At 62.1% G+C, this 22,651-nt stretch carries 19 protein-coding genes and 1 tRNA gene; 13 read left to right on the top strand and 7 right to left on the bottom strand.

Annotation, left to right across the window (positions count from 1 at the left end; translation table 11 throughout):
- Positions 1–6 precede the first annotated feature (6 nt).
- From D1Y84_RS12975 to D1Y84_RS12990, 4 genes are all read right to left on the bottom strand, one after another.
- Entirely contained in the window at positions 7–843 is an 837-nt protein-coding gene (locus D1Y84_RS12975; RefSeq protein WP_233581391.1) for an ABC transporter permease, read from the bottom strand.
- Positions 844–1,113: 270 nt separating this feature from the next.
- Entirely contained in the window at positions 1,114–1,974 is an 861-nt protein-coding gene (locus D1Y84_RS12980) for a menaquinone biosynthesis family protein (protein ID WP_124850128.1), read from the bottom strand.
- Positions 1,975–2,154: 180 nt separating this feature from the next.
- On the bottom strand, positions 2,155–2,772 hold the full coding sequence (locus D1Y84_RS12985) for a biotin transporter BioY (protein ID WP_124849078.1): 618 nt from the start codon (positions 2,770–2,772) through the stop codon (positions 2,155–2,157).
- Between the two features lie 131 nt (positions 2,773–2,903).
- Complete coding sequence (locus D1Y84_RS12990; protein WP_124849079.1) at positions 2,904–3,119, bottom strand: hypothetical protein; 216 nt, start codon at positions 3,117–3,119, stop codon at positions 2,904–2,906.
- 148 nt (positions 3,120–3,267) lie between these two features.
- Here D1Y84_RS12990 and D1Y84_RS12995 point away from each other — a divergent pair, with 148 nt between their 5' ends.
- The 7 genes from D1Y84_RS12995 (at position 3,268) to D1Y84_RS13020 (ending at position 9,378) form a co-directional block, all read left to right on the top strand.
- Positions 3,268–4,668 (top strand): phosphoglucomutase/phosphomannomutase family protein, encoded by a 1,401-nt coding sequence (locus D1Y84_RS12995; protein WP_124849080.1) that lies wholly within the window; start codon positions 3,268–3,270, stop codon positions 4,666–4,668.
- An 8-nt stretch (positions 4,669–4,676) separates the two neighbouring features.
- Positions 4,677–5,096: a septum formation initiator family protein gene (locus D1Y84_RS13000; RefSeq protein WP_124849081.1), complete on the top strand. Its 420-nt coding sequence runs from the start codon at positions 4,677–4,679 to the stop codon at positions 5,094–5,096.
- Between the two features lie 67 nt (positions 5,097–5,163).
- Positions 5,164–5,871, top strand: a complete 708-nt coding sequence (locus tag D1Y84_RS13005; protein WP_158615466.1) for a CAP domain-containing protein — start codon at positions 5,164–5,166, stop codon at positions 5,869–5,871.
- Positions 5,872–6,004: 133 nt separating this feature from the next.
- A complete protein-coding gene (locus D1Y84_RS13010) occupies positions 6,005–7,618 on the top strand; it encodes a cryptochrome/photolyase family protein (protein WP_233581392.1) in 1,614 nt (537 codons plus the stop codon).
- 14 nt (positions 7,619–7,632) lie between these two features.
- Complete coding sequence (locus tag D1Y84_RS18670; protein WP_255424351.1) at positions 7,633–7,755, top strand: hypothetical protein; 123 nt, start codon at positions 7,633–7,635, stop codon at positions 7,753–7,755.
- Between the two features lie 146 nt (positions 7,756–7,901).
- The gene (locus D1Y84_RS13015) at positions 7,902–9,209 is read left to right on the top strand and encodes an NAD(P)/FAD-dependent oxidoreductase (protein WP_199726407.1); all 1,308 of its coding nucleotides are present in this window, start codon (positions 7,902–7,904) and stop codon (positions 9,207–9,209) included.
- A gap of 94 nt (positions 9,210–9,303) precedes the next feature.
- A tRNA-Asn gene (locus tag D1Y84_RS13020) sits at positions 9,304–9,378 on the top strand.
- Between the two features lie 129 nt (positions 9,379–9,507).
- Here D1Y84_RS13020 and D1Y84_RS13025 read toward each other — a convergent pair.
- From D1Y84_RS13025 to D1Y84_RS13035, 3 genes are all read right to left on the bottom strand, one after another.
- Entirely contained in the window at positions 9,508–10,416 is a 909-nt protein-coding gene (locus tag D1Y84_RS13025) for a ferritin-like domain-containing protein (RefSeq protein ID WP_124849083.1), read from the bottom strand.
- 79 nt (positions 10,417–10,495) lie between these two features.
- Positions 10,496–11,455, bottom strand: coding sequence for a ferritin-like domain-containing protein (locus tag D1Y84_RS13030; RefSeq protein WP_124850130.1), 960 nt, complete (start codon positions 11,453–11,455; stop codon positions 10,496–10,498).
- Between the two features lie 126 nt (positions 11,456–11,581).
- Positions 11,582–15,262: a carboxypeptidase-like regulatory domain-containing protein gene (locus D1Y84_RS13035; RefSeq protein WP_158615467.1), complete on the bottom strand. Its 3,681-nt coding sequence runs from the start codon at positions 15,260–15,262 to the stop codon at positions 11,582–11,584.
- A gap of 601 nt (positions 15,263–15,863) precedes the next feature.
- Between D1Y84_RS13035 and D1Y84_RS13040 the strand changes: the two genes are divergently transcribed.
- The 6 genes from D1Y84_RS13040 to larC all read left to right on the top strand — a co-directional run bounded on the left by D1Y84_RS13040 (position 15,864) and on the right by larC (position 22,510).
- The gene (locus tag D1Y84_RS13040; protein WP_158615468.1) at positions 15,864–16,388 is read left to right on the top strand and encodes an aromatic acid exporter family protein; all 525 of its coding nucleotides are present in this window, start codon (positions 15,864–15,866) and stop codon (positions 16,386–16,388) included.
- Between the two features lie 50 nt (positions 16,389–16,438).
- On the top strand, positions 16,439–17,782 hold the full coding sequence (locus tag D1Y84_RS13045) for an amidohydrolase family protein (RefSeq protein WP_124849086.1): 1,344 nt from the start codon (positions 16,439–16,441) through the stop codon (positions 17,780–17,782).
- Positions 17,783–17,953: 171 nt separating this feature from the next.
- Entirely contained in the window at positions 17,954–19,162 is a 1,209-nt protein-coding gene (locus D1Y84_RS13050) for a multidrug effflux MFS transporter (protein WP_124849087.1), read from the top strand.
- A 137-nt stretch (positions 19,163–19,299) separates the two neighbouring features.
- Positions 19,300–20,040, top strand: a complete 741-nt coding sequence (locus D1Y84_RS13055) for a hypothetical protein (protein ID WP_124849088.1) — start codon at positions 19,300–19,302, stop codon at positions 20,038–20,040.
- A 76-nt stretch (positions 20,041–20,116) separates the two neighbouring features.
- Positions 20,117–20,947: an ATP-dependent sacrificial sulfur transferase LarE gene (gene larE, locus D1Y84_RS13060; protein ID WP_233581393.1), complete on the top strand. Its 831-nt coding sequence runs from the start codon at positions 20,117–20,119 to the stop codon at positions 20,945–20,947.
- A gap of 153 nt (positions 20,948–21,100) precedes the next feature.
- Positions 21,101–22,510, top strand: coding sequence for a nickel pincer cofactor biosynthesis protein LarC (gene larC, locus D1Y84_RS13065; RefSeq protein ID WP_233581579.1), 1,410 nt, complete (start codon positions 21,101–21,103; stop codon positions 22,508–22,510).
- The last annotated feature ends 141 nt before the right edge of the window (positions 22,511–22,651 follow it).

Below are 22,651 nucleotides of genomic sequence, written 5' to 3' on the forward strand. Positions count from 1 at the left end.
CGCCATTTAGAGGCCGATCTCTATGCGCGTACGTGGGTCCAGAAAGTCGCGCAAGGCATCTCCCAGAAAGTTGAAGCTCAGCACACAAAGCATCACGGCGAGTGCGGGAAAGAGTACGAGGTGGGGCGAGTCAAACAGGTGTGAGCGAGCATCGTTGAGCATGCTGCCCCAGCTTGCCGCGGGCGGCGGAACGCCAAGCCCGAGAAAGCTGAGCGTTGCTTCGGCAAGCACCGCGCCTGCCATGCCGATGGCCGACTGCACAATGAGCGGCTGCAGGATATTCGGCAGGATGTGGCGCCAGAAAAGACGCAGGTCGCTGGCACCCAGCGCACGCGCCGCTTCGACGAACTCGCTTTCGCGCACGGCCAGCACCTGCGCCCGCACCAGCCGCGCGTAGCCCACCCATCCACCGACCGAGAGAGCGAGGATCAGGTTGGGCAGGCCGGGCCCGAGAAAAGCCACGAACGCAATGGCCAGCAGGATGCCGGGCAGCGACAGGAAGGCATTCATCACGAAGATATTTAGCACCGTGTCCAGCAGTCCGCCGTAGAAACCGGCCAGGCCACCCAGCAGCAGTCCCAGCGACAGGGAACAGGCCACCACCGAAACCGCCACGATGAGTGATATGCGTGCACCGTACACAATGCGCGAGCAGGTGTCGCGGCCGAGTTCGTCGGTGCCGAACCAGTGCGCCGCACTGGGTGCCGCAAGCCGGTGATCGAGATCGAGCGCGGCCGGTGCATGCGGGGCTATCCAGGGCGCGAACAGGGCAAGCACACAGAACAGAGCCACAAGGAACAGGCCGATCACGGCGAGCGGCTGCCGCTTAAGGCTCCGCCACACACTGCGCCCACGTTGTACGGCAACTGCCGGCTGAGCAGGTGTTTCCGGAACAAAAGGCAAAGGGGAGGCCGCAGACATGTGCACTCTATTATGCGACAAGGCCCGGGCAGAACCACGTTTTTCGAGGGGAGCGCTCAATTCGTGAGCAGGAGTGCATGCCACCCTCGCGCGTGTGACGCTACGCGACGCGGCTCGCAGCATGGGAAAAGGGCTCCGCCTGGCGGAGCCCTGTCTCTTTGTCGCTGGATTGCCAGGCGCGGACTGACGAGCCTAGTCGATGAAGTCGAGCTTGGCGACCTGCGGAATAATGCCGCGTTCATGCCCCATTTCGAGCAGCTTCTGGATGGCGAGACGTCCGTCCTTGCCGTAGTCGAGCGTGCGCTCATTCACGTACATCCCGACGAACTTGTCAGCGAGGCTCGGATCGAGATCGCGCGCGAACTGCATGGCATAAGCCAGCGCCGACTCGCGATGATCCAGCCCGTGCTGGATGGAATCACGCAAAGCTTTGGTGGTGATGCGCATCGCTTCTTCGCCAAGCGACCGCTTAATCGCATTGCCGCCGAGTGGCAACGGCATGCCTGTCTGCTCGCGCCACCACACCCCCAGGTCGATGATCTTGTGCAGGCCATTGTTGCCGTACGTGAGCTGCCCCTCGTGGATGATGAGTCCTGCCTGGTACTTGCCGGCGAGCACCTGCGGAATGATCTGGTCGAACGGAACGACCTCCGTCTCGATATCCGGCGCAAACAGCTTCAGCGTGAGGTAAGCAGTGGTAAGCGTGCCAGGCACCGCGATCTTGAGCTTCTTGATCTCGTCCAGGGTGTGCCGCTGTGGGGCGACAATCATCGGACCGTAGTTCTCACCGACCGAGCCGCCGCAGGCCATCAACGCGTACTTGTCCTGCAGGTAGGGGTAGGCGTGGAACGAGATCGCCGTGACATCGAAGAAGGCCTCGTGCATGGCACGGTGGTTCAGCGTCTCGATGTCACAAAGCACGTGGGTGAACTTGTAGCCCGGCACCCGCACCTTGTTGGTGGCGAGACCGTAGAACATGAAGGCATCGTCGGAGTCGGGGCTGTGCGCGATGGAGATTTCGCGGATGCCTTGTGGGGTATCAACGCGGGGCATGGCTGGGGTGGCGCTCACTGGATGGTGGTCCTTTCCTTGCGAGGCAAGGCGGTGTGCGCTTGCATCGTCTTGATAACAGTCGCGCCTAGTGCGCGACCCATTCGAGCCTGCAGGGCGCAGGCTCGCTGCGCGTGGCTCCTGCCTAAGAATACGCGCTTGGCCTGGTTCCGGCAGGCGTTGCTATGGACGTCGTGAAATCCGACGGGCCTTGACCAGCTCCGCAGCGCCGGTGGCAGCGGCTGCGGCCAGCGCAACCTTGATCGCGTCTCCGCCCACGAAGGGCAGGATGCCGAGGCGTGCCGCGGTGAGCAGGGAGCCGTGCGTGAAGAGGGAGAGCCAGCAGGCGCCGGACAGCAGGATCAGGCAGTCTCCGGCAGCAGCGGCTCCGGCAGCAGCCAGAAAGCCGACACGATGCCTGGCAAGGGCGCCCACCAGCATTGCCACAAAGGGGTACGACAACAGGTACCCGGCGCTTGCTCCCAGGGGCATCAGCCCGCCAAACCCGGGCACGAACACCGGCAGCCCCGCAGCGCCTTCAAGCAGGTAGGCAGCCATGGCAGCGAAGCCCAGTCCAGGCCCGAGCAGCAGGGCAACCAGCAGCACCGCGAATGGCTGCATCGTCATGGGTACGGGCGTCCATGGCAGGGGCACGGCGATCTGCGCGCAGACGGCCACAAAGAGGGAACCCAGCAGGGCTGCGCCGACGCGGCCAGCCATGGTTGCAGGCGCAAGCAGGCTTGTGCCCGTGGAGCGGGCAGTGGGATGAGCGTAGGCGGGGAGCGTTGCAGGCTTGTTCATAATTGAAAACAGCTCCTTCAAAACACAACAATATCGTGAAGCTTCAGGACGCCTGCGGGATTCGGGCCGATGGCAGGCATTGTCTTCACTCGCGCTGCCCAGGTCCGGACTATAGGTCTTCCCGCCAGGTGCTACATTTCGTGCGTATCGCGCTGTGCATCGTCGCCTGTTTCGCGGCGCGCATTGAGGTTGAGGCTGCTTCCAGCCACGGACCGGCCGTGCTGTTCATGCCGCCGGACTGCCCGAACCATCGCCCAACCTGCACCGAGCAGCACCAGAAGCGAGACAACAAGTAGCAGGATCAAAACATGCATAGGCTGAGGAGTGTTCAGAATACCAAACGCCATTTGCCGCCTGACTGTGGTGGTGAACTTTCATGCCCGCGGTGGCCCCAATCGTTTCCGAGGCGCATCATAGGAGTCGACCAGCGGCCTGATCAGCATGGTAGTCTCGCCGAGACCTGCCCTATACCCGCTGCGAGGAAAGTGACGTTCAATGGCCACACCCATCAAGTTTGGAACCTCCGGCTGGCGAGCAATCGTAGCCGAGGAGTTTACGATTGCCAATATTCGGCGCGCCGTTACCGGCATCGCCAAGTTCGTCGCCAGCCAGCCCGGGACGCAGCACACTATCCTGGTCGGGCGCGACCCGCGTTTCCTTGGCGAAACCTTTGTGGCGGAAGCTGCCAGCGTGCTTGCTGCCAATGGTGTAACGCCTCGCATCATTCCCGATGCCGCACCTACCCCTGCCATCTCCTACGCGGTGCGGCAGCAAAAGGTCGCCGGCGCCATCAACTTCACGGCCTCGCACAATCCGCCGGAGTACAACGGCATCAAGTTCTCCACCGCCGATGGCGCGCCCGCGCTGCCTGAGACGACCAGGCAGATCGAAGCCGCGATCGAAGCGCTCGGGGAGAGCGCCGTGCCGGCCGCTCCCGAAGGCAAGTACGACCAGGTCGACGTGAAGCCGGACTACCTCAAGCGCATCGGCGAGCTGGTGGATTTCAGCGTGATTCAGAAGTCCGGGCTCAAGGTAGTATTTGACCCGTTCTGGGGTGCGGCTCGCGGCTACAGCTGCCATATTCTTCGCGAGCACGGTGTTCCGGTCGAGACGGTGCACGACTACCGCGATGTGCTGTTTGGCGGGCACGCCCCGGAGCCCGACGGCGAACTGCTGGACGAGTGCCGCGCCAAAATGAAGGAGACGGGCGCGGGCATCGGCATCGCCACGGATGGGGATGCAGATCGCTTCGGCATCGTCGACGCAGACGGCACCTATATACAGCCCAACTACATCATCGCGCTGCTGTTCGATTACCTGATGGAAACCCGTGGCTGGAACAACGGCGTGGCGAAGTCTGTCGCGACCACCAACCTGATCAATGCCCTCGCGGAGAAGCACGGCGTTCCCCTGTATGAAACCCCGGTCGGTTTCAAGTACATCGGCGAGCTGATCAACGCGGACAAGATCGTCATCGGCGGGGAAGAAAGCGCGGGACTGACGATCCGCGGGCACGTGCCTGAGAAGGACGGCGTACTCGCCGGCCTGCTCGTAACCGAAATGGTGGCGCGCCGCGGCAAGGACCTTGGTACCCAGTTAAAGGAACTGTTTAACAAAGTAGGTTCCTTCTACCCCAATCGCGAGAACTTCCGCTTGACGCCCGAGGTGAAGACCAAGTTCACTGAGAAGGTTAAGGGCGATCCGACAGAGCTGGGCGGCCGCAAGGTGTCGAGCATTGTGCGCATCGACGGATTGAAGCTCGTTCTCGATGATGGATCCTGGGTCTGCTACCGACTTTCCGGCACCGAGCCGGTTGTGCGTGTGTACACCGAGGTCCGCAAGCAGGAAGACAGCGCCCGGCTCAGCGAAGCAGCGAAAGCCTGGGTCATGGAATAAGAGGCAGGATGGCGATACAGCGAAACAATCCGGTAGCGCAGGTAGCTGGTGCCGCATACCGGGTTCGCCGCCGTGTCGCCACCACCTGTGCCATCGTGCTGGCCGTTGTATGCGGCTGGCACGCGTTTTTCGGGCAGAACGGCATCACGGCTTACGCGCAGAAGCGGAGTGAAGACCGCGTGCTGCGCGCCGAGATCGAGAAGCTGCAGCAGGAAAACAGCAAGCTCAAGAACCACGTGGACCATCTCGCGAGTGACCCGGATGCGATCGAGATGGAAGCAAGACAGCGTCTCCACTACACCCGCTCGGGCGAGGTGATCTACCGCCTGGAAGACAAGGCGGCGGACCCGGAGCAAGCCACGTCGCCTGCATCCGTGCCTGAGCAGGGGGCGCACCCCGGCCCATCCGCGAAGAGTGCCGGCAGGTAGAGCGCTGCCTTGGTCGGTAGCCGCACTCGTGCTGGCTGCCAGCATAGCTACGGCGCAGCAGGCTGGTGTGCCCGCAACACTCAGCCCGGCACAGCAGACGATCTTCGACGCAACCAACCAGGACCGTGTAGTGCAGGGCTTGTCGCCTCTGCTTTGGAATGCCGAGCTCGCCGCCGCAGCCTCCGCGCATGCCACGAGCATGGCTTCCTCGCAGACGCTCTCGCATCAGTACCCCGGAGAGCCGGACGTAGCGACCCGGGCCGGCGCTGCCGGCGCGCATTTCAGAGCGATCGCCGAAAATATTGCTTATGGTCCTGACCCGCGCTCAATCGAGCGGCAGTGGATGCACTCTGTTCCGCACCGTGCCAACATTCTTGACCCGGCAATGACCGCGATTGGCGTAGGGGTCGTGGAACGGGGCGGCTATGTCTACGCGGTGGAGGACTTCGCTCAGGCGGCTCCGGACCTTGCGCCTGTAGCAGCCGAACAGACGGTGGAAGCGCAGCTGGCCCGGGCTGGCCTGGCGATCGAGCCGGTCGAGAGTGCAGGGAAGCAGGCTGCGCGCGCGGCATGCCGAGAGAACGAGGGTATCGCCGGGGCGCACGCACGGCTGGTGTTGCGGTGGGAGGGTGCGGACCTCGAACACTGGCCCAATCCACTCACCGATGCAGTGGGCAGCGGCCAGTACACGCGGGCGGCGGTGGGTGCATGCCCGCCTCTGAATGCTCGCAACCAGGCATTCACCACGTACCGGGTGGCAGTTCTCCTGTTTTAGCCCCGCTGCTTTTGTGTGCTGGAAAGCCATGCAGTCCTCCCCCGGTTGGAGCGCGCCAAACCGGTAGTCTCGGAGAGTCGCTGTGCGCAAGGCAGCGGCGTACTCCAGCTCTTCACCAAGGTTGTGATTTCCGATGCCAGAGTTCCAGGAACTGATACGCGACGCGGCACCGGGTGCGGGAGATGTCCGGCACCGGCGCTGGATCTATGTGCCCTATGACCGCCTGTGCGATGGCACCGGGCCGCTGGCAGAGACCACACCAGGCGACGCCGGCATTGTGATGATGGAGGCGCTGGCCAAGGCGCACCGGCGTCCATACCATAAGCGAAAGCTCGTACTGATCCTCGCAAGCCAGCGGCAGTTCGCCCTGGAGCAGGCAGCGCGTGGCGTCAAGGTCGCCTACCTGTTCACGCCCGGAATCTTTGCTGATGGTCTGCAACAGGCGCAGCAACAGTACGGCTTCGAGCGCCTTGAAATGATGGAGCCGGCCGAGCGGGAGATGCGGGCCGATGTTGCGGAGGCAGCGCAGCGCGGCATCCGGATCAACCAGGTGCCTGACACGACGTGGCTGTCTACCGCAGCAGACTTTGAGCGTGTTTACGGAAAGCCTGCGCCCGGGCCCGTGAGCAGGCACTACGTGATGGACCGCTTCTATCGCTTCATGCGCGAGAAGACCAACACGTTGATGCGCGGCGGTCAGCCCCTGGGCGGACAGTTTTCCTTCGACACGGAAAACCGCAAGTCGTACCGTGGAACGCCGCGTGTGCCCATTCGTCCGACATATGCGCCGGATGACATTACGCTGGAAGCGATCGAGCAGGTGGAACGTGCCTTTCCGGATCACTTCGGCAACGTGGGGAACTGGCAGTTGCCGATGCGCAAGCCGGACATTGATGCCGCGTGGGCCTGGACCGTGGAGCACCTTCTGCCGGTCTTTGGACCGTTTGAAGACGCGATGTATACGCCGGAACCGGACATGTTTCATAGCCGCATGTCCGCCTTTCTGAACATCAGCCGCCTGCTGCCGGCCGGGGTCGTGGGAGATGTTCTGGATGCGGCAGCCAAGGGCTTGATCCCGCTTGCCAGTGCGGAAGGCTTTGTGCGGCAGATCCTGGGCTGGCGTGAGTTCATGCGCCACATCCACCGGGTCACCGACGGATATCGCAACATCGACGTGGAGCAGGAACCGCCACGCACTGCGGTGAGCGGGGAAGCCGCCACAGTGCTGGTGCAGGGCATCACGCAGCATGCCGAGGCGCCACCGCGAGGCGCGACAGCGGCATCGCTTGCTCCGCAGGACGACACGGGCGCCCGACCCTCCGCACTCGGCGCAGCATTGCCGCTTCCCGCAGCGTACTGGGGTGTGCCTTCGGGGCTCAACTGCCTCGATACCGTGGTGCGCCAGGTGATCGACGAGGGCTGGTCGCACCACATCACTCGGCTCATGGTGCTGAGCAACTTCGCGACGCTGTGCGGATACTCGCCACGCGAGCTGTGTGACTGGTTCTGGATCGGCTACGTGGACGCATACGACTGGGTGGTCGAGCCCAACGTGCTCGGAATGTCGACCTTCGGCGACGGGGGCATCACCGCGACTAAGCCCTACGTGAGCGGGGCAGCCTACATCAATCGCATGAGCGACTACTGCGGCCGCTGCCAGTACAATCCGAAGATTGCCCTCGGGAGAACGCCTGTCCCTATACTGCGCTGTACTGGAGCTTTCTTGAGAAGCATGAAGCCCTGCTGAGCCGCAATCCCCGCATGAGCATGCCCTACACCACGCTGCGCAGGAAAGACGCAGTCGAGCGAAAGGCTTTGCGGGAACAGGCCGAGGCCTGCGTGCAGATGCTGGCGCGGGCGCAGTACACACCGCCAACGAGTTAGCATCGGGATGCGCTTGCTTCTGTACGCAAGTCATTGCTGAAGCGGCAAGCACAGCATCCTACACAGCACATCGGGCGATCCGGGAAACCGTAAGCAGCTTTGCAGCCATAAGAAGGCTTGCGGGCATAACGCTGGGGAAGGGCGAAGTGGAGAAGGACATCGTCATCGTGGGTGCGGGGCTGGCGGGTATGCGTTGCGCAGAGCTGCTGCAGCGAGCCGGTTTTGACACCTTGATTCTGGAAGCAGCCGATGCGCCGGGTGGTCGCGTTCGCACCGATGTGGTGGACGGCTTTCATCTGGATCGCGGCTTCCAGGTGCTGCTCACGGCTTACCCCGAGACGCGCGCCGCGCTGAACTACCGGGCACTGAAGCTGCGCAAGTTCACTCCCGGTGCAATGGTCTGGTACGAGGGCCGGTTCCACCGTTTCTCAGACCCATGGCGTGAGCCCATCAACGCGGCCAAGTTTCTGTTCGACGACGTGGTGACCTTCGGGGACAAGTGGCGGATAGCCCTGCTGCGTGCCCGCGTGAGCCGCGGTGAGCCTGACGCCCTGTTCCAGCGCCCGGACCAGTCCACACACCAGTTTCTGCGGCGCTTCGGCTTTTCCGCGAAGATGATCGACCGGTTCTTCGCCCCGTTCTTTGGCGGAGTCTTCCTGGAAAGCGAACTGCAGACCTCGTCACGCTACTTCGAGTTCCTGTTCCGCATGTTCGCAGGCGGCGCAACGGCCGTGCCCGCCGAAGGCATGGAAGGCATCTCGCGCCAGCTTGCAGGCAAGCTGGAACCCGGCACGCTGGAACTGAATACCGAGGTGGTCAAGGTAGTGAAGCGCCAGCAGCGCTTCCTGGTCACGACTGCCCACGGTGACGAGATCGAGGCCAAGCAGATGGTGTTTGCCGTGGCCGAGCATGCCCTGCGGCCATTGCTGGCCGACCTGCTGCCGCACACCCGCGCCCAGGGCCGTGAGCAGCGCAACTGGAACTGCACCACCACCTTCTATTACGCGGCGGCTACATCGCCGATCAAGGGGCCTATCCTTGCCTTGAACGGCGAAGGCCCGGATGGCGGCCCGATCAACAACCTCGTCGTCATGAGCCAGGTGTCGCGCCGGTATGCCCCGCGCGGGCAAGAACTGATCGCTGTCAGCGTCGTCGGTTACTCGCCCGCAAATGACGCCGAGATGCAAGTGCTGGAAGGCAAAGTTCGAGAGCATGCCGAACGCTGGTTCGGAGAGGCTGTTGTACAGACGTGGCGCTTCGTGGGGGCGTATCCCATCGACATGGCGCTGCCTCTCGCGCGCACCTCGCAGTGGGAGGCCAGCGCGACCCGCGTGACCGACAATGTGTACACCTGCTCGGACGCTCAGGAAACGCCCTCGTTGCAGGGCGCGCTTGCCTCGGGACGCAGGGCGGCTGAGGCCATCCTGGCGCAGCGAGGATGGCTGCTGGATTGAGGCCAGGCGGCCGCCTCTTTGACTCAGGGGCACCGCCTTTGGTAAAAAGACTTCAGCGGCGTAACGCGGAAACATCCGGCGCCCTTCCCAATACTCCTCAGTAGCTCAATGGCAGAGCATTCGGCTGTTAACCGAAGGGTTGTAGGTTCGAGTCCTACCTGAGGAGCCAAATCTTGAAAACAGAGTAAAGCACTGCTTAGCTTCGAAGTGCCTCGACGGATGCTCCGGCATTTGTCATCCGTGCATGCGAAAAGGCCACCCAATAGGGTGGCCTTTTTGCTGTGGAGCCTGCGACGGTTTAGGTGCTCTTGATGTTGCCGTTGACGCCGTTCGGGTAGAAACCGCCCGAGGTGATGCCGGCAGCCGTGTTGGCGTAGGCGATCATCAGCACCTGGGACGTCGAGCGCGCCGTGTTGAGGCCGGTCGTGCCGTTGGTGTTGAAGATCGTGGTCGCCGTAGGAGGAACGTCGGCCGAGTCGATCGCGCCCGACGTGACGCCGTTCGCAATGCAGTACTGGCGCAGAGCGCCTTCGTGCTGGCCCTCTGTGTCGTGGATCACTGCCGCATAGTTCAGGGCAGCAACGTTGGAGACCAGGCCACCGATCGCTCCCTCGTAGGCGCTGACACCTGTCGCTTCCAGTTGGCGCGCAATCGCCAGGAACTGGGCGTCGGTGGTGATGGCACCCAGCGCGGCAAGATTGAGCGCCGGCATGTCGACCGGAGTCAGGCTGAGTGACTGCATGGTCGCACGCAGAAACGTCACGTGGGCCAGTTCGTCAGCAGCTAGCTGGTTTGCCAGGTCCTGCACGCCGGGGTCCACGAACGTGACCTGCGCGAGGCTACCGGTCACAGCGCCTGGGCTCGTGCCCTGCAGCGCCGCGGGAAGGCCGGTGCCGGTGGTAAGCGTCAGGTAGAACGTCGCCTCGAGGTACTCAAGGTTCAAGGCGAAGTTTAGGATGTCGGAAACGGTGGGCGCCGTCGTGGTCGTGGGTGGGGTGAGAAGCCCGGTGTTGCTGCCGGTGGAGCAGCCGGTCAGGGCAAGCGTTCCAGCGGCGCCGGCAGCCAAGCTGGTGGTCGCGAGGAAGTTGCGGCGGCTGATCTGGTTGATCCTGCGTTCCGAAGCAAGGATGTTCATTTCTGTGAGCAGTGCATCATCTGTGACGTTCTCGCCTGGTTGGAGCAGCGAGCTATTGCGAAACTTCGACATAGGATTTCTCCGTAAATGGCCAAAAGAAGAGTGCGGCGGCTCTGCCGTAGCAGAAGCGCAGGGTTGCCAAAGCTGCGCTCTAGGTGGAAACGATGTTGCCGAGCACACCGGCAGGGAAGAAGCCGCCCTTGGTCGTACCCGCGGGGGGCGTGGTCGTGGCTGGGGTCGACACTCCGTAGGCAACGCCGAGCACCTGCTGCGGGGTGCGCGAAATGCCCACGGCGGGCACTGTCGCATTGGTAGGTGTGATCGTGAACAGTGCGGCCGTACCATTCGGCGGCACGTCCTGCGCGTCGATCTGCTTGTCAGGGCCGCCAGCCGAAACAGGCAGGATGCCAAGGGTTGCGCAGAGATAGTTGACTACGCCCAGGTGCTGTGCTTCCGCTCCCAGGATCTGGCCAGCCGCCATGAGCACGCTGGTGTTGGAGATAAGATCCGCTGCCGCGCCTGCGTAGGCGCTGTTGCCCAGTGCCGTAAACTGGCGGGCCGCAGCAAAGAACGCGACGTTGGTGGTCACAGCCGGCATGGTGCCGCTTGCACTGAAGTCGATTGTGGGCTCGGTGATGTAGGTGCCGCCGAGGCTGGTGATCGTCTGCTGCAGTAACGTGATGTGGTGCGCTTCGTCCATGAACAGGGCCTGCGCTACCGCAAGCTGGTTGCCGGCAAGCGTAACCGCAGGCGGTGCAAGTACGTGGCTGGCTGCCACGGTAGGCGCGTTCGCCGTCACAGTGCCGTTGGCAACGGACTGCGCAAGGGACGTGCCGTAGCCGCCGTACGAGTAGAACTCGGCTTCCAGGTATTCGAAATTCAGGGCGAAGTTCAGCACGTCCGTGATGGCCGGCGTGGTGGTCTGCGCCTGCGCGGTGGAGGTGGTGAGGGCACCGGCCGCGGCCATGCCGCTTACCGCTGCGAGGGTGGAAAGAAAGCGACGGCGGTTCAGGGCCTGCAGGGTCCTGCCGAGGTTCAGGATGCCTTCTTCTGTTGCGAGTTCGTCGCCGGACACCTTGGTGTGCGGAGCGAGAAGCGAGGTAAATAGCATTTTAGGCACGCTCAAATCTCCTAAGAATCACTCTGTGCGTAGCAGACAAGCGAAGCGGTTCCAGTCTTGCTCGCTTGTCGAAGAATGTCCGCGCGGGGTACGCGCGGACATCGCCTCGACCAGGCACTAGAAGCTGTACTTCAGTGACATTTCCACGATCCGTCGACCAGTTCGCAGTGGAGCCGAACCGAAGGTGTTAACCTGCGGCGCGTTGGCGATGGCTGAGGCCACCGGCACCGCATTTGCTGCCGAGGAGGATCCGTTGTTGTAGTTCAGGATCAACGCATTCGGCTGCACGGAGGTGGCAAACGTGGTGTTGGCATGATTGATAAAGTTGAACGCGGCAAACCGGAACTGGATGTCCGATCCTTCACGCACAGCAAAGTCCTTGGCCGCAGTGAGGTCCGTGTCCGTAAAGGCTGGCATGTGGATGTAGGGCATCCGTGTTACGCCCTGCTGACCAATTTGCGGCAGCGAGAAGCAGGCACTGTTGATGTACTGCTTCGACTGGGTGTGAATGCCAGGGTCGCAGGTGAGGTTGGGCTGCAGCAGGACGTCTGGTGTTCCCAGGAAGTTGGTAGCGTTCACTCCCAGGGTTGCCGGCTGTCCGGTTTGGTTCGTCACCGCCAGGTTCCCAGTCAAACCAAAGTCCGGGTTGACCTGCGCGGCAGCATCGCCGCCACTCTGGATGTTGGTAATGCCCGTGAGCAGCCAGCCGTTTGCAGCGATGCCAATCAGCTTGCTCTTGACGAGCTTGCCGAAGTCATACGAGTACGTCGCGTTGAAGATGTGGGTGCGATCGAAGCTCAACGGACCGTAGCTGTCACGGTAGTTGAACGGATCGACCGGCAAACCATTGCCTTCGCCCGACGGACCGCCGCCCTCGACGCCCAGCACCTTGGAGAAGGTGTAGTTAACGCCATAGCTCAGCTTGCCCTGCTGCTTGTTCCACTGTGTCTGCAGCGAGTTGTAGTTCGCATAGGCGTTGTGCTGCGACACACTCAGCGTGTGGTAAAGCGGATATGGCCTATACTGGTCGATCTCGTTGGAGCTCAGGTTGGTGACACTGTTGGCGGTGTTGGTGCTGTTCAGCGTGCCGGTTCCTGGAAGCAGTGGGAGTGTGACACCCGTAACCGGGTTAGGACGGAACAATGCACCGATGGGCAGGGCATTGATGTTGTTCAGCTCGACCGTATTGCTCGAGCCATTGTTGAACAGGTGCTCCTGCCGGTTGCCAATATAGGCGATCTCGAAGAAGGAGTTGAAGATCGTCTTCTGATCGACGGCCACGTTATACGTAAAGACCTGCGGTACCTGGTCATCACCGGCCAACAAGGCGCTTGCGCTGGTGCTCGGCACAAACCCGCTTGCATTGGTGGCAGTCGCGGCCTGCGAAGCAACGGAGGAAAGCAGAAGGTTATTGGCCGTCGCGGTGCGCTGACCAAGAACCGTCGAGATACCCTGCGTTACGTCATTGTAGGAGTCATGTGCGCGGTAGATGCCGAACCCGCCGCGGACCACGGTCTGGCCATTGCCGATGGCATCCCACGCAAAGCCGACACGTGGCTCCGTGTATGCCCACTTGGATGGCACACCGCTGAGCGGCACACTTGGATCGACGGCGTGCCACTCGATACCCGGAAGCAGGGGATTGCTCCTCGACGCATAAGCCGCAGCATTCCACACGGGAATACCTTGACCATGCGCATCGTTCCAGGGGCCGAGGTGATCAAAGCGCACACCGTAGTCGACAGTGAGGTGCGGCGTGATGCGCCAATGATCCTGCGCATATCCGTCGATGTTCCAGAAGTACAGATTGGCGATTGCCTGGATGTTGGTCTGGTTATACGACTCCACGCCACCTTCCATGAAGTTGGCCAGGTAGTTTCCGCCGTTGCCGCTGCCCACCGCGCCGGTATAGTGAACGGTGCCTGCAACCGGATCAGCAATGGTTTCCGGGAAGTAGTAGAGCTGGATAGCGCCGTTGGTGTTCACGAATGGGGTGACTTCGTGGTTGGTGTCGAGCTGCCCGAAGACGCCGATGCGGAAGGTGTGCTTGCCAATGGTCCGTGTCAGGTTGTCACCGCCGGTCCGCACCCATTTCTTGGCGTAGATGCCGCCATAGGTAGCATCTGGCAGAAGCGATAGGGGCAGGCCATCGTTGCCATAGTCCTGGAACTCAGGAATGACCTTGGAACCATTGTTGAACAGGCCGCCGTAGTTGTAAGCGCCATTCAGAGTGGTTGCGCCGAAGTTCTTCGGCACAAAGTTCTGAATCAGCCACGAGCCTGCAACATAGAGTTCGTTTGTTGTGGTCGGCGAAATGATGGAGGTGTAGTTGAGCGAGCCGATCTCAGAGTTGATGGTGCTGAGCAAGCCGCCGCCGGGTACGTTTACGCCGCCGAGATTGCCACGGGGGGAGTAGTACTCAACCTGTGGAACGCCGTTCTTGCCGGCCTCTTTGCTGTACACCGCGAAGAGTTTGTTCTTGTCGTTGATCGCGTAATCGACGCGCCCGCGAGCCTGCCAAAGGTTGTTGTCGATCAGGTTCGTGGTCGTGTAGTTGTAGCCGTTGTTGCTCGTGATGTTTGGCAGCGGCAGAGTATTTACGAGTGCCGTGGTTGTGGGATCCAACTGGCTTGCAATGTTGCCGCCCGCGAGTGGGCCACCTGCTTTGCCGGTGACTGGAACCGCTTGCAGGTTGGCGTAGGCAGAGTTGGTGTACTCGTTGCCAAGGTACTGCATGATCTGACCCTGGCTAAAGTCGCCCGTCCGCATGGCAGCGGTGGGTACCAGTGCACTCAGGATCGCACTGCCAGCGCTGCCATAAGCATAGGCGCTGCGCTGTGCGTAGTCTTCTGCACCCACAAAGAAGGTCAGGCGCTTGTTCTTGTTGAAGTCCACATGTGGAACGTAGATCGGGCCGCCCAGGGTGAAGCCGGGGTACACCTGACGATCTGGTGGTTTGGCCGTGCCGGTGTAGTTCGCAAGCCAGTCGGCTGAGTCAATCTGGTTGGTACGGCCATAGGTGTAGAGCGATCCGTGGAAGTGGTCCCCGCCGGACTTACCGACAGCGTTGATGACAATCGGTCCACGTGCCTCATCCGCCGTGAAGCTGGCCGTCTGCACCTTGACCTCGGCAACCTGCTCGTAATTGATGTTCTGGATCGCCGAGCCGAAGTTGCCGGGATCGGTGATGTCCGTGCCATCCGACAGGAGCGAGGTGCCATTGATATTGTTGCCTGCCCCGGCGTAGCTGCCGAGGGAGCCGGTCACGCTGACCTGCGAGGGGTCATAGGAGCCATTGAGCTGGCCGTTGCCGCTCTGTCCGGTGATGGCGAAGCCGGGAAGGATCTTCAGGAGTTCGGTAACGTCGCGGCCTTCAACCGAAAGGTGCGCAATGTCCTGCGCCGAGATCAGCGAGCTCTGCTCGCCGGAGTCGAGCGTGATGGACTGGGTCGCTTCCTGGACGTTGACCTGGGTCGCGTCGGAGCCGGCAGCCAGCTTGAGCTCGCGCAAGGAGCGCTGGTCGCCTGGATCGAGGTGGATGCCGCCCTGTTTGAGTTGCTGGAAGCCGGCAGACTTTACGTCTACTTCGTAGTCGCCTACGGGAACCGCAGAAAAGGAGAAATCGCCTGCGCCGTTGCTCTTGCCGAGGCGCTTGTCACCGGAGGCCTGATTGATGAGAGTGACATCCGCATTTGGAATGACCGCGCCAGAGGCGTCGGTAACGGTGCCGTTCAGGGTTGCCGTGGTGCCCTGCCCAAACAAGGCGCAGGGAGCCAGCAGCAGGGATGCGGAAAGCATGGCAGTACGTCTCGCCTGGCGCGAGCGTCTGCTTCGTGAATGCAATGAACTTGGCTGTACATAAGCCATGGAGCGGCCTCCTAGGAGTGGTGATGCTGTGAAACAAGTGGCTGTGGTGTCAGCCGACCGAAGGCGAGAGCGAATGGCTGCGGCATCCTTGGGCGGTGCATCGTGCCTGATCGGGAGACTTGCCCGTACGCTCCTTCAGCGAGAGCGGCTGCGGGATACGGCAAGCCCTGTGGGGAGGGGTGGGGAAGGTAGGATTACGGCTTCGGAAATACCTCCAAAGAAATACGCGGCAAAGTTAGCATGCTGATAAATCGATTGGGAAGGTTACCAAAGCACAATTTGTTTGCAATACAACAACGGTGCAGCCCGCGCTCCGTGAGCGCACGAAGAGCACTGGTGTTGGTTGCAATTTAGGCAAACAAATGGAATCCAGGGGTTACTAGATAGTTATATTAGGTGTTGCCGGCAAGCAGACTGGCCGCCCTCCGGTGAAGACAGCCAGATGTGTCCCGCTGGGCGATGCTGCTGCCAGTACGTCAACCTGTCTGCATCTGATCGAGAACAGGTTGCAGGGCAGGAGGGCGCTCGATCCATGAGACTGGCAGGCAAACAGTTCGCCGCGTGGCTGCGCAGGAAGAACTTCAGCCAGCAGGCCATCGGCGCTTTCAAGGCAGGACTTGCCGCAACACTCTGTCTATGGCTGGGCGACATCCTCGGGCTGGGGCACAGCTACTGGGCGGCTATCTCGGCCATCGTGGTCATGGGTGCCGACAACGCCGTGACGTTCACATCCTGCCGCGACCGCTTGATCGGCACCGCGGTCGGCGCGCTGCTTGGGTGGATCACCTTTTACCATTGGCATGGCCACCTGTGGTTTTACGGCCTCGCTGTAGGCGTTTGTATCTTCATCTGCAGTGCGCTGCAGTTCGACAAGGCGGGGCGGCTCGCCGCAGTGGCGCTCACGATCGTGGTGCTGGTGCACCTGGATGCGGGGCCCGGACAGGCAGCCATCTCGCGCTTTCTGGAAGTGGGGCTGGGTATCGTGGTCGCTCTGGGTGTGACCCTGCTGGTGTTTCCCCCGAAGGCTGTGGCGACCGTCACAACTCCATCCGCATAGCCTGGTGCCTGTGAGCTTTGTGTGCGCACGTCCCCATGAGAGGATGCGCCATGCGCCTACTGACCCTTGCACTCGCCGCCCTGTTCGTGGGGAACCTGCCCGCCGCATGCCTTGCCCAGTCTGTCTCTCCCAAAGCCATGCAACCTGCGGCACCGCCCAACGCGTACATCCGCACGGGCAAGATGTTCGACAGCAAAACAGGCACGTACACAGACGGCGCGGTGCTGGTGATTGCGGGCGAACGCATCCAGAGCGTGGAGCCGGCCGGCTTTGCCATCCCGGCAGGGGCGCGCACGGTAGACCTGCGCGGAAGCTACGTCTTCCCAGGCCTGATCGACTGCCACGTCCACCTGATGCACCGCGCGGACCAGTACGAGGAGATCAAGTATTTCAAGGAAACGCCGTTCACCGATGCCATCAATGGCGTGGTGAACGCAAAGCGGACCCTCGATGCAGGGTTTACCACGGTGCGCGATGTGAGCTCCCCGCCGTTCGCAGCGGTTGACCTGCGGGACAGCATCCGGAGCGGCTTCATTCCCGGACCGCGCATCGTGGCTTCGGGCCCTGGCATTTCGATCACGGGCGGCCACGGCGATCTGAACGACTTCTCGCCGGAGGTGCGACCCATGCTTTACCCGGCCGATCGCAACTTCCAGATTGCCGATGGGGTGGACCAGGTGCAGCAGACCGTGCGCGCACAGGTGAAGTACGGGGTGGATGTGATCAAGATCATGGCCAGCGGCGGGGTGCTCAGCAAGGGCGACCAGCCCGGCGCGCCGCAGTACACCCTGGCTGAACTGACGATGGCAGCCGACACGGCGCACCAGGCTGGCCGCAAGATTGCGGCGCATGCGCATGGTGCCCTGAGCATCAAGTGGGCGATCGAGGCCGGCATCGACTCGGTCGAGCACGCCTCGCTTGCGGATGACGAAGATATCCGCCTCGCCAAAGAGCACGGAACGTTCTTCGTCATGGATATCTACGACGACGACTACATCCTGAACGAGGCCCCCAAGGTAGGGTTGCCGCAGGAGCAGATTGTGAAGGAGCGCAGCGTTGGACAGGCGCAGCGCGACACCTTTCGGCGCGCCTGGAAGGCAGGCGTCAAGATGGCTTTCGGCACCGACGCCGGCGTCTACCCGCATGGAGACAATGCGAAGCAGTTCCACTATATGGTGCAGTACGGCATGACCCCGGCCGAGGCGGTGCAGGCCGCGACCGTGCACGCCGCGGAACTGCTGGGCCGCTCGGCGGACGTGGGCGAGTTGACCCCGGGGCACTACGCCGACATCATCGCCGTTGCGTCGGACCCGCTGGAGCATGTGGAAGCTCTGGAGCACGTGGCATTTGTGATGAAGGGCGGAGTCGTGGACAAGGATGAGCGAGCCAGGTAGCAGGGCGCGCCTGGGTCCAGGGGCGCTGTGCTCACCGACAGGCCCCACCGCAAGGCTGTTGCCTGAGCTGTCGAGCCGGCCGCATCGCCGGCCCGTGCTCGCGGCCAACCAGCCCGCGCTTGCCTGTGACCGTTGCACAGCCTCTCCGATCTTTCAAAAGCAGGAGTCGTGATGAAGCGTGGTTCTCGCTGGTTCCCCCTGTTCCTGGCGTCGATCACAGCCCTCACCTCGCTCTCGATCGACATGAGCCTACCGGCGGTGCCTTCCCTGGAGCATGAGTTCGGTGTGCCGGCCGGGCATGGCGGCCTCACTCTCAGCCTCTTTCTGGCGGGGTACGCGGTGACACCGCTCGCCGGCGGCCCGCTCGCCGACCGCTTTGGACGGCGCGCGGTGTTGCTCGCGAGCCTGGCGTGTTTTGCGCTCTGCTCCCTGGGCTGCGCGGGCGCCTCGGCCTTTGGTTGGCTGCTGGTTTTTCGCGTGCTGCAGGGGTGTGCCTCTGGTGTGGCGGTGGCGCTCCCGCTGGCCATTGTGCGCGATCTTTTCACCGGGGCGGAGGCGCGTGAGCAGCTGGCCCAGGTCACTACGATCAATGGCATCATGCCCCTGGTTGCGCCCATCCTGGGTAGCTGGGTGATGCTGCTCGGCAACTGGCGGTGGATCTTTCTGTCGCAGGGTGTATTTGCCGTGGCGGTGATGCTCACTGTGGCCCTAGGGTTCGGCGAGTCGTTGCCGGCGGAGTATCGGCAGGGGCTGCACCCCGCGCACCTGGCGCGCAACTACCTCCGCATCTTTTCAGACCGGGGTTTTATCGCGCATGCCCTTGTATACGCCCTAAACTTCGCGTGCATCTTCTCTTTCATCTCCGCTTCGCCCTTGATCCTGATGCAGCAAATGCACGTCAGCCGGAGCCTGTATACCTGGCTGTTTGCATTGACGGTGACTGGGACCATTACCGGGTCGCTCGCCAGCACCACCCTAAACCGCCGCGCCTACCCTACGACGCGCCTGCTGCGTTCTGGCCTTGTGCTGATGACCCTGGGCTGCTTCGTAGCAGCAGCACTGCAGGTGGCTGGGTTCCACCGGCCTGTGGCGCTGCTGCCGTGCATCGCGGTGGTGCTGTTCTGCTTCGGGTTGACCTCGCCGGCGCTGACATTGGAAGCGCTGGAGACCTTGCCGGAGCTGGCCGGATCAGGTTCCGGCGCTATGCGTTCCCTGCAGATGCTGGTTGGTTCAGCGGGGAGCAGCTTGCTTGCGCTGGTGTGCGCACTGCCTCGGGTCAACGCCGCCGTTGCGGCGACGCTGTCAATGGCCGCATGCGTTTCGCTTTCCCTGGTCCTGTACCTGCTGCTTGGCCGGGGCGCCCTTCGGAATGGGCAGTAGGGTAGGCGATTTTGCGGGCATTTGATCGTTCCACAAGGCCGGCCGGCGCGCCGGTGTGAGATCGTTTGCATCGTGCGCTCGGCCCACATACCCTAGCGAGCATGTCCTCCGCTCTTGAACTGGCGCTTGTGTCCTGCATGTTGCTGGGGTTTCGGCACGGGTTTGACTATGACCACCTCGCCGCAATTACGGACATCACGAGTGTGCAACGCGGGTGGCGGCAGGGCATGGGGCTTGGCCTGCTGTATGCACTCGGCCACGCCTTTACCGTGGCGTTGCTGGGAGCGGCGGTGATCCTCCTGCACATACCATTGCCGGCACACCTTGACGCTCTGGGGGAGCGACTGGTGGGCGCAACCTTGATCGTGCTTGCCGCATACGTGCTGTTCACTACGCTGCGGCGACTGCCGGCGCTTGGTTCCAGTACACCTGGAGGAGCGCACCACCACGTATCGCAAAGCCGGATCGCCCTCGTGCTCTCCGGGGCGCGCTACCTGCAGTGGCGAGCCCGCCGCCGTTTCCGGCCATCCCTGGAGCGCCCCGAACCGTTCGCATTTCGTTACGATCGATCCTCCGTGTTTGGCGTCGGCATCATTCACGGATTGGGTGCGGAAACCCCTTCGCAGCTCATGCTGTTTCTGCTGGCTGCGCGTCTTGGGGGAACCAGTCGCGGGTTTGTAGGACTCCTGGCCTTTATTGCGGGGCTGCTCGCAATGAATACCCTAATGTGCGCGAGCGCATCGGGGGTATTCGCAGGCAGTCGCCACCGGCCCTGCGTGCAGTGCGCTATTTCTTCGCTCACGGCCGCGTACAGCCTGGTTGTCGGTCTCATTTTCCTGTTCGGGGTGAGCGACAAACTGCCGGCATTAGCGCGATAGCGCAACGTTAGCCCGGCCAATGCATGCCGCTACCGTTGTTGCCGTCTCATCCCGAATGTGGCCTACAATCAGGGGCATGGAACTCCAGCGAAAGCGCGCTCTGCTCCATGAAACCCTGTGTTCGCTTGAGTCGGTGCTGGTTGCGTACTCCGGTGGCACAGACTCTGCGTTTCTGGCATATGCTGCGCACCAGGCGCTGGGTGACCGTATGCTGGCGGTCATTGCGGACTCGGAATCGCTCCCCAGGAAAGAACTGGCTGATGCGCTGGCGTTCACTACGCTGCATGCGATCCCGACTGAGATTCTTCGCACAGCTGAACTACAGCGGCCCGACTACATCCGCAACGATGCCCAACGCTGCTTTCACTGCAAGGACGAACTGTTCACCCGGATGGAAGCACAGCGCGCAGCGCTTGGCTTTCGGTATCTTGCCTACGGCATGAACGTGGATGACGGGGGCGAGTTCCGACCGGGGCAACAGGCAGCGAAGCTGCACCATGCGGTGGCTCCCCTGGTAACTGCGGAGCTGCGCAAGGAAGAGATTCGCAGGCTCGCGCGAGCAGCGGGGCTTGCGCTCGCGGACAAGCCGGCGAGTGCGTGCCTGGCCTCGCGGATCGAGTATGGTCGGCCCGTTACCGCGGAGAATCTGCTGCAGGTCGAAAAGGCAGAAGCAGCTCTCCACGCGATGGGCTTCCCCAGGGTCAGGGTGCGTCACCACGGCGAGTTGGCACGGATCGAGATTGCCCGCGAGGACCTTGAGCGTGCATTGACGTTGACGACATTTGACGCCGTCACCGCAGCCCTGCGCGGGCTTGGTTTCACCTATGTCACGCTCGATCTGCAGGGGTACCGCTCAGGGTCCATGAATGCCGTGCTTCCTGTTGCCGCGCTGCTCGCAGCAAGGTAGGAGCTCTTGTGTTGTTGCAAGCGAGCAGTTCACGCGGGAACGGATCGCCTCAAACCGCATTTATCGTCACTGCACGTAAACCATCGTCGCTCCAGGTGAAGGCTGTTCATGCGCATTGCGTATCTTGATTGCTTTGCCGGCATTGCCGGTGACATGTTCCTCGCAGCACTGCTGGATGCCGGGGTGCCGGCGCAGGTGTTCCACGATGCAGTTGCTGCGCTTGACTTGGGTGCCAGCGTGAAATTCGAGCGCGTCGATCGAAGTGGCATTGCGTGCACCAAGGCCCATGTGTTGGACCACGGCAGGCGTCTTCATGAAGCTGACGAGCATGCAGTTGCTCCCGGGCATGAACACCCGCATGAGCATTCGCATGCAGATGCACATACGCACAAGCATCCGCACGCCCACAAACATGAACATCCGCATGAGCCCGGAAGCCAGAACGAGCATCCGCATGTGCATGGCCGGTCGCTGACCGCTATACGGAGCTTGATTCAGGCCGCTGCTTTGGATGAGAAGGTGAAGAGCCTGGCCATCAACGCGTTTGAGACATTAGGGCACTCCGAGGCAAGAATTCACAACGTCGACGTGGAGCAGATCCACTTCCACGAGGTTGGTGCCACCGACGCGATCGTCGACATCGTCGCAGTCTGTGCAGGGCTCCACCACCTGCAGGTGGACGCCTGGTATTGTTCCCCGGTCAATGTCGGCAGCGGGATGGTGCAGTGCGCGCATGGGACCTTCCCGGTGCCTGCTCCCGCGACCGCCGATCTTTTGCGAAGCATTCCCACATATGCCGCGCACGTGGAAAAGGAACTGGTCACGCCGACCGGGGCCACGTTGTTGCGCGCGCTGCAGGCCACCTTCGGCGCACAACCGGCGATGCGTGTCTCGGGTATCGGCTATGGAGCCGGAACACGCAACCCCAAGGGTTTTCCGAACGTGCTTCGTCTTTTTGTCGGTGAGGCAACAGAAGATGGCAGCGAGATAACACGAGAGCCAGCTAAGGGGAAAGCCGCTGGAACTCTCGAAAGTCTTCACGGAAACGGAGAGTCCCACTCCAAAAGGCCCACAGATCCCCACGCTTCGCCGCATGTGGCAAACCACGGCCACGCGCACACCTCTGCAACGGTCGCCGTGCTTGAAACTGCGCTCGATGATCTTTCGCCGCAGGTGCTCGCCTATGTCGCCGAGCAGGCGCTTGCCCAGGGCGCGCTCGACGTCATGCTCACACCAGTGGTGATGAAGAAGGGGCGCCCCGGTACGTTGCTGACCATCCTTTGCAATCCGGCCGACCGTCACGCCCTTGAACACCTGCTGCTGCGGGAAACAAGCACCCTCGGAGTGCGCATGCGCGAGGATCGACGGTCCTGTCTCGAGCGCAAGCATGTTTCGGTAGAGACGCCGTATGGTCCAGTCCGCATCAAGGTTGGTTCCCTTGGAGAGCGCGAGCTCAACGTAGCGCCTGAGTTTGAAGACTGTCGTGCAGCCGCCCTGCAGCACCGGGTTGCGCTGAAGCAGGTGCAGCAGGCTGCCCTCGCGGCATACCTGCGACCCGAGTAGTCGCGGAGCCGATCGTATGTGGGTAGCCTTTGCTTCGAACGGAACAGCCAGCATGCGCGATCCCGGTTCTTTCGCAAGGCATCTCATTGAGCTGCTAGATAACTCGATATCTCCTTTGGAAAAGGTGAGTATGGAACGCAG

Origin of the sequence: Acidipila sp. EB88 (assembly GCF_003858395.1) — a bacterium.
Classification (GTDB): Bacteria; Acidobacteriota; Terriglobia; order Terriglobales; family Acidobacteriaceae; genus EB88.